This is a genomic window from Kitasatospora sp. MBT66 (genome assembly GCF_000710405.2).
In the GTDB taxonomy this organism is placed as follows: Bacteria; Actinomycetota; Actinomycetes; order Streptomycetales; family Streptomycetaceae; genus Kitasatospora; species Kitasatospora purpeofusca.
Map to the genome: position 1 here is coordinate 137,479 of NZ_JAIY01000002.1, position 7,185 is coordinate 144,663.

The window sequence follows — 7,185 nt, forward strand, 5'->3', positions numbered from 1 at the left end:
GGGGTCGGCGTTCGTCGTCGAAGGGGGCGGCAATTCAGGGGACGGGCAGCTCGCCCAGGCCGTACAGGGTGGTGTCGTGGCCCGCGTAGAGCCGGGTGCCGTCGCTGGCGACCGACCAGACGTCGACGCCCGGGCCGGTGTCGGCGAAGAGCGTGTACTGCCGGCCCTTCTCCGCCTCGACGACGACGACGCCCGCGTCGGCCGGGCCCGGTACGAGCAGTCCGGAGCTGAGCAGCAGCGGCCGGCAGCGGCGGTCCAGTCGGAACGGCAGCTGGCACTGCCAGGTCTGCTCGCCGCTGCCCGCCTCGTGCGCGGTGATCAGGCCGTTGTCGCGCGGCACGTACACCCGGTAGCTGTCGCTGAGCGGCGGCAGGGCGCGCCACTCCTCGCCCGGGCCGGGGCGCACCGACCAGCGCGGCGTGCCGTCCTCCATGCGCAGGGCCTGGACGCCGGCGGCCCCGGGGGTCGGCAGGTAGACGTGCCGCTGGTCCATCATCGACCAGGCCGGGGCGGAGCCCGCGGTGGTCCAGAGCCGCCGTCCGGTGGTGCCGTCCACCAGCGACGTGCCGGCGCTCGGGTCGGTGCCCCAGGTGAGGAGCCGGCCGCCGATGGGCAGCACGGTGACGGCGTTCTCGCCGCGCTCCGCGAACGGGCGGGACCAGAGCAGGCCGTTGCCGGTGACGTCCAGGGCGAACAGGGTGCCCCGGGTGTCGCCCCGGCTCCCGACCGTGCCGTAGACCTGCGCGCCGTCGCTGCCGTAGAGGGTGATCTGCTCGCCCAGCTCGGGCGGGAGCGGCTGGCTCCAGCCGGCCGCCGGGCCGGTCAGCGCGCGGGCGTCCACATGGCCGGTCGAGGTGGTGAAGAGCCGCCCCGCCCCGACGATCAGCGGTGAGTCCTCCGGCCGGCCCCTGAGCGCCGGCTCCTCGACGTTGCCGACCACGGCGCCGGTCGCCGCGTCGAGGATCCGCAAGCCCTTGGCCGTCACGTAGGCGGGCGCGAACAGCCGGCCGTTCAGCCGGCCCGGCGTCATCTGCTCCGACCCCCGGTACACCCAGAGCGGCTCGGCCCCGTACAGCTTGCTGGGCAGCGGCTGCGGCTTCGGTGTCTCGGGCGCGGAACCGCCCGCCCGCCGGGACACCCCCCAGACGGCCGCGCCGGCCGCCAGCACCCCGGCACCGATCAGCAGCCGCCGCCGGCTCGGCCGGGGCCCGCCGCCGCCGTCCTCACCACCGCTCACCACGTCGGCGGGCGCGGTCGTCCCGCCCTCGTCCTCGCCGTCCCACCGCCAGGACGCCTCGCCCGCCGATCGGTCGGCCGGTGTGCTCCCCATACTTCGCCACTCGTCTTCCCCCGGGGCAGCCGTCGCGCTGCACTGTCCACGGAGAATACCCAAGCCGCACGGCCGAGCGGCCCCTGCGGGCGGTCCCGGGCTCAGCCGGGGAGGCCGTGGTCGGCGAGGTCGGCCAGGACGTCCGCGTGGCAGGGCAGTGGGGCGCACCAGCAGGCCAGGCGGTGCCCGCGCAGCTCGGGAACGAGGGCCAGCAGGTCGGGGCGGGCCAGCAGGTACGCCCGGTACTTCCGCAGCATCTCCTCGCGCGGGAGCCCGGGGCCCGGGCGGAACGGGCAGTGCAGCGGTGACTCGGGGAGGGACCAGCCGCCGCGGTGCATCGCCCGGCCGACGTAGCGCACGTCGGCGAAGGCCGGGTCGTCGCGGTGGCCCTTGAGATTGACCACGGTGGTCGGGCCGGGGCCCGGGGTGCGGGGCGTCATGGGGACGATGGTGGCGCGGCCGGGGCCGGTGGGCACCCCGGGGCGGGTGGGGTTCACCTTGACAGCCCCTGGGGCCCGGCGTAGCAAGAGAGGATGCGCCAGGGTGTTCCGGCGGACCCGCCCGGTCCGCCTCCCAGCGACGGGGAAACCCGGGCGGTGCGTCCCGACCCGCGCCGTCCCGTGATGGGCGCTGCCCAGGACCCGCTGGGGTCGGCGGGCCGGGACCCGGCGCGGGAGCGGGAGGCCCTGCTGACCTCCGCCGTCCGGACGGTGCTCGGCGGCACCGACGCGCACGGCGCGACCGTCTACCTGCGCTCCCGCGACCGCCGCTCGCTGGTGCTGTGCGCGGTCGCCGGCGTGCCGCTGTCCGTGCTCGGCCCGTTCCGGCGGATCGCCGCCGCCGGTCCGCTGCCGATCGCGGTCACCTACCGCACCGGCCGCACGGTCCTGCTCGCCGACACCGAGGACACCATGCGGCGCTTCCCGCAGCTCGCCGTCGGCCTGCCGTACGACTTCGCCTCCGCCTACGTCCCGGTCCGGGCGGGCGAGGAGGTCTTCGGGGTGCTCGGGATGCTCTGGGCGGCCTCGGACGACGGAGTGCCCGAGGGCGCGCGCCGGCATGTCCGCGCGGTCGCCGCCCGGCTGGGCGCGGGACTGGCCGCGCTGGAGGAGGCCGGGCACCCGGTGGAGCCGAACGGCGAGACCACGGTCGTCGAACTCACCCCGCCGTCCGCGCCGACCACCCGGGTCGGCCTCTTCGACTGGGACGTGGCGCTCGGCGAGGTCGCCGCCGACGACCAGTTCTGCGAGATCTTCGGGCTCGCCCCGGGCGACTTCGACGGCCGGGCCGAGAGCCTGGCCGCCCGGATCGCCCCCGGCGACCTGCCGGAGTTCCGGGCCGCCGTGCGCGGGGCCCTCGACCGGGGCCGGGTGCTCGCCGCGCGGCTGCGGGTGCTGGACCGCGACGGCCACCCCTACCCCGTCGAACTCTGGGCCCGGGTGCCCCGCGACGGCCCCGGGGCCCGCGGGCGCCTGGTCGGCGCCGTGCTCGACACCCGGACCGGCACCGCCGCGGCCGCCGCCGTGGAGCGGCTGCGCGAGGGCGTCTTCTCGCTCGACCCGGACGGCCGGATCACCTACGCCAACCACAGCGTCGAGCTGTTGCTCCAGGCCCGCCGCGAGGACCTCGTCGGCCACCACCCGTGGCAGGTGCTGCCCTGGCTGTCCGACCCGGTGTACGAGAACCGCTACCGCGCCGCGCTGCTCTCCCAGCAGCCCACCGCCTTCCTCGCCCGCCGGCCGCCGGACCACTGGCTGGCCTTCTCGCTCTACCCCGACGCGCACGGCGTCACCGGCCGGGTGGTCGCCGCCGACCCGCCGCCCGACGCCGCCGCCCCGGCCGCCGAACCCTCCCCGCCCGGCACCTGGACCGGCCTCGGCGTCATGTACCACCTGCTCCAGCTGGCCAGCGCGCTGAGCGAGGCGGTCACCGTCCGCGAGGTCTGCCGGGCGGTGGCCGACGAGATCCTCCCGGCCCTCGGCGGACAGGAGCTCGCCATCTACACGATCCGCGAGAAGCACCTGCACCTGGTCTCGCAGAGCGGCTACCCGGACGGCTTCCTCGACCGCTTCGAGGGCACCCCGGTCGGCGCCCGGGTGCCCGGGGCCGAGACGCTCAGCACCGGCACCCCGATCTTCTTCGAGAACGTCGGACAGCTCGCCGCCGCCTACCCCGGACTGGCGCTGGACGACATGGGTGCCTGGGCGTTCCTGCCGCTGATCGCCTCCGGCCACCCGGTCGGCAGCTGCATCCTCGGCTTCGACCGGCCCCGCCCGTTCACCCTGGAGGAGCGCGGCCTGCTCACCGCGCTGGCCGGCTTCATCGCCCAGGCCCTGGAACGCGCCCGGCTGTACGACGCCGAGTTCACCCTCGCCCGGGGCCTCCAGCAGGCGCTGCTCCCGCACCGGCTGCCGCGCCTGGACGGGATCCGGATCGCGGCCCGCTACCTGCCCGGTACCCAGGGCATGGAGATCGGCGGCGACTGGTACGACGCCATCGTCACCGGGCGGGACCTCTGCCTGGTCATCGGCGACGTCGAGGGCCACAGCGTCGGCGCCGCCGCCACCATGGGCCAGCTGCGCAGCGCCGTGCGGGCCTTCGCCACCGGCGGCGTCCCGCCGGACGAGGTGCTCGCCCGGACCAATCAGCTGCTGCTCGACCTCGACCCCGGACTGCTCGCCAGCTGCTGCCTGGTCCGCCTCACCCCGGGGGAGGGCACCGCCCTGCTCGCCCGGGCCGGCCACCTGCCGCCGGTGCTGCGCCACCCGGACGGCCGGGCCGAGGCGCTGGACGTGCCGGGCGGGCCGCTGCTCGGCGTCGACCAGCACGCCGTGTACCCGGTCAGCGACCTGCGGCTGGAGCCGGGCTCGGTGCTCGCCCTGTACACCGACGGCCTGGTCGAGGACCCGGCGGTGGAGATCGACGCGGGAGTGGACCGGCTGCGGGCGGCGCTGGCGGGCCCGGAGGTCGGCCGGCTGATCGCGGCGGCCGGGCTGGACGGCCTGGCCGACCGGGTGCTGCGGGAGGTCGGCTCGACGCACCGGGTCGACGACGTGGCGCTGATGCTCACCGGGTACCGCTGACTGCCGGCGCGGGAAGCGCGGCGTACGCGGGGTACGTGGGGCAGGCGGGGCAGCGCAGTGCGCGGGGCCCCGCCGGGCCGTCCCGGCGGACCGGGAACGACTTTCGTCGGAGTCGGCGGCGACGAACGGTGACGGTGGTGACCAGGGGCGATTCGTTAGCCTCGACGGGTGGACGTCATAGCGAGAGCCTGGTCGAAGGCGGTTCGAACGGCACTGCCGGGCCCCTGGCGGTTCGGGCTGGTGGTCCGCGAGCTGGTGGGAGCGCTGCTGATCGCCGGGCTGGCCGCGCCGATCGAGGTGCTCAGCAGCACCGGGCTGGCCCTGCCGATGGCGGTGGCCTCCGGCCTGGTCTTCCTGCTGCGCCGAGGGCTGCCCGCGACCGCCCTGGTGCTCACCGCAGTGGCCAGCGGCTTCGGTGGCGGCACGCTGCCGCTGCTGGTCTGCGTCGGCTGGTCGGCCGGTGCCAGGATCCGCCGGGTCGGGGTGCTGGCCGGTTCGTTCGCCGCCGGCTGGGCGCTGATGACCCTGTTCGGGGTGCTCAAGGACGCCGGGCAGGTCCCGGTCAAGCTGATCGTCGGCTTCTCGCTGGGCGGCTACCTGCTGCTCGCCGTGCTGCCCGCGCTCTGGGGCCGGTACCGGGCGCAGCGAAGGGCGCTGACCGACGCGCTGCGCGAGCGCAACGAGCAGCTGGTGCGCGAGCACGCGATGATCGCGCACCAGGCGCGGCTGCGCGAGCGGCACCGGATCGCCCAGGACATGCACGACAGCCTGGGCCACCAGCTGGCCCTGATCTCGGTGCACACGGGGGCACTGGAGGTCGACCGGACGCTCACCGACCGGCAGCGCGAGGCGGTCGGGGTGCTGCGGCTGGCCGCGGTCGGGGCGATGCGGGAGCTGCGGGAGGTGGTCGGCGTGCTGCACGACGAGTCGACGGCGCTCCCGCCGGGACCGGGGCCCGGGCAGGCCGCAGTAGTAGGTGTCGGAGCGGGAGCCGGGGCCGGGGGCGTCGGGACCGGGGGTGTGGACGGGATCGAGGGGCTGGTCGAGTCCTCCCGCGCGGCCGGTACGCCGGTCTCGCTGCTCCGGGACGGTGAGCGCCGTCCGCTGGCCGCGTCCGCCGGGCACGCGGCGTACCGGGTGGTGCAGGAGGCGCTGACCAACGCGCACAAGCACGCTCCCGGGGCGCCGATCACGGTGGCGCTGCGCTACGAGCCGGACGCGCTGGTGGTGGAGGTGGTGAACCCGGCGGCGCCCGAGCCGGTGGGGGTGCGCGCCGGAGGCGCCGCCCCGGCGGTGGTCAGCGGCGGTCAGGGCCTGACCGGGCTGCGGGAGCGGGCGCGGCTGGTCGGTGGCATGGTGCACGCCGGTCCGACCCCGGGGGCCGGGTTCCGGCTGGCCGCGGTGCTGCCGTACCGGGGCGCGGACGGTGCCGGGGCCCAGGGCGTCGACGCCGCTTCGGCGGCCGGCCCGGAGACCGGGGCCGGGTACCCGGCGGTGGACGCCTGGCCGGGCGGGGTGCCCGGGGCGGCGGCCGGACCGCCGAAGCGGCGCAGCCCGGCGATCGGCTGCGCGGTCGGCGGGGTGGTGGTGCTGGCGGCCGTGCTCGGGCTGCTGGTCTGGGGTGTGGTCGGCTTCGTCCGGGGCGCGGAGGAGTCGACGGTGAAGCGGTCGGTCTACGACAGCGCGGAGCTCGGTACCCCGGAGGCGGAGGTGCGGAAGCAGCTGCCGCGGGGCAGCGAGTTCTTCCTGAAGAACCTGGAGGGCACCGGCCCCACCCCGCCGGAGGGGGCGGACTGTGTCCGCTACCTCTCCGACGACAACGGGGGGACCGCCTGGGGCGAGGACGCCGTCGTCCGGTTCTGCTTCAAGGACGGGGTGCTGGTCGAGAAGCAGCACTACCGGGTGAAGCAGTGAGCGACGGGGATGCCAGGATGGTCCGCGGGGCACCGGCCGGTCCGCCGCCGCACCGTCCGGACCAGTACCAAGGGGATGACCAGCAGTGATCCGAGTCCTCGTCGCCGACGACGAGCCGCTCATCCGGGCCGGGATCAGGATGATCCTGTCCTCCGCCGACGACATCGACGTGGTGGCCGAGGCCGCCGACGGCCGGCAGGCGCTGGAACTGGCCCGCGCGCACCGGGTGGACGTCGTGCTGCTGGACATCCAGATGCCGGTGCTGGACGGCCTGTCGGCGCTCGCCGAGCTGCCGAGGGTCGCCCCCGGCGCGCGGGCGCTGATCCTCACCACCTTCGGGGAGCGCGACAACGTGCTGCGCGCCGTGAGCGACGGCGGCGCCGGCTTCCTGCTGAAGGACACCGCGCCGGCCGAGCTGATCCAGGCCGTCCGGGCGGCCGCCACCGGGCACGCCTTCCTGTCGCCCGCCGCGACCCGGCACATCGTCGACTCGCTGGCGGGCGGCGGGGCGGGGCCGGTCGCGGCGCGCGGTGCCCGGGCCCGGCAGCGGCTGGAGGTGCTGACCGAGCGCGAGCTGGAGGTGCTGGCGCTGCTGGGCGAGGGGCTTTCCAACGCGGACGCCGGGGCCCGGATCCATATGAGCGAGGCGACGGTGAAGACGTACGTCAGCCGGATCCTGGCCAAGCTGGGCTGCGAGAACCGGGTGCAGGCGGCGCTGCTGGCGCGGGACGCGGGGCTGGGCGGCGTCGGCTGAGGGGTGCTGACGGGACGTTCGGGCAATGCCGACGGACCGTCCGGTCGAGGGCTGACGGGACGTCCGGTCAGGCGTCGACGGACCGTCCGGTCCGTGGCCGACGG

The 7,185-nt window shown here is 76.4% G+C and carries 5 protein-coding genes; 3 read left to right on the plus strand and 2 right to left on the minus strand.

Annotation, left to right across the window (positions count from 1 at the left end; translation table 11 throughout):
* Nucleotides 1-34: 34 nt before the first annotated feature.
* Together BI06_RS02010 and BI06_RS02015 are read right to left on the minus strand one after the other, a co-directional pair.
* Entirely contained in the window at nucleotides 35-1,330 is a 1,296-nt protein-coding gene (locus tag BI06_RS02010; protein ID WP_043464430.1) for a PQQ-binding-like beta-propeller repeat protein, read from the minus strand.
* A 101-nt stretch (nucleotides 1,331-1,431) separates the two neighbouring features.
* Nucleotides 1,432-1,770: a DUF4326 domain-containing protein gene (locus tag BI06_RS02015; protein WP_030393982.1), complete on the minus strand. Its 339-nt coding sequence runs from the start codon at nucleotides 1,768-1,770 to the stop codon at nucleotides 1,432-1,434.
* Nucleotides 1,771-1,953: 183 nt separating this feature from the next.
* Between BI06_RS02015 and BI06_RS02020 the strand changes: the two genes are divergently transcribed.
* The 3 genes from BI06_RS02020 to BI06_RS02030 all read left to right on the plus strand — a co-directional run bounded on the left by BI06_RS02020 (nucleotide 1,954) and on the right by BI06_RS02030 (nucleotide 7,081).
* Nucleotides 1,954-4,413 carry a SpoIIE family protein phosphatase gene (locus tag BI06_RS02020; protein ID WP_043464550.1) on the plus strand — a complete coding sequence of 820 codons (2,460 nt, stop codon included), beginning with the start codon at nucleotides 1,954-1,956 and terminating at the stop codon, nucleotides 4,411-4,413.
* A 168-nt stretch (nucleotides 4,414-4,581) separates the two neighbouring features.
* Nucleotides 4,582-6,327 carry a sensor histidine kinase gene (locus BI06_RS02025; RefSeq protein ID WP_233289979.1) on the plus strand — a complete coding sequence of 582 codons (1,746 nt, stop codon included), beginning with the start codon at nucleotides 4,582-4,584 and terminating at the stop codon, nucleotides 6,325-6,327.
* 85 nt (nucleotides 6,328-6,412) lie between these two features.
* The gene (locus BI06_RS02030; RefSeq protein ID WP_030393979.1) at nucleotides 6,413-7,081 is read left to right on the plus strand and encodes a response regulator transcription factor; all 669 of its coding nucleotides are present in this window, start codon (nucleotides 6,413-6,415) and stop codon (nucleotides 7,079-7,081) included.
* The last annotated feature ends 104 nt before the right edge of the window (nucleotides 7,082-7,185 follow it).

Excerpts from the sequence above, each read along its gene's own strand:
- BI06_RS02010 (WP_043464430.1), bottom strand. The coding sequence starts at position 1,330 with ATGGGGAGCACACCGGCCGACCGATCGGCGGGCGAGGCGTCCTGGCGG.
- BI06_RS02015 (WP_030393982.1), bottom strand. The coding sequence starts at position 1,770 with ATGACGCCCCGCACCCCGGGCCCCGGCCCGACCACCGTGGTCAATCTC.
- BI06_RS02020 (WP_043464550.1), top strand. The coding sequence starts at position 1,954 with ATGGGCGCTGCCCAGGACCCGCTGGGGTCGGCGGGCCGGGACCCGGCG.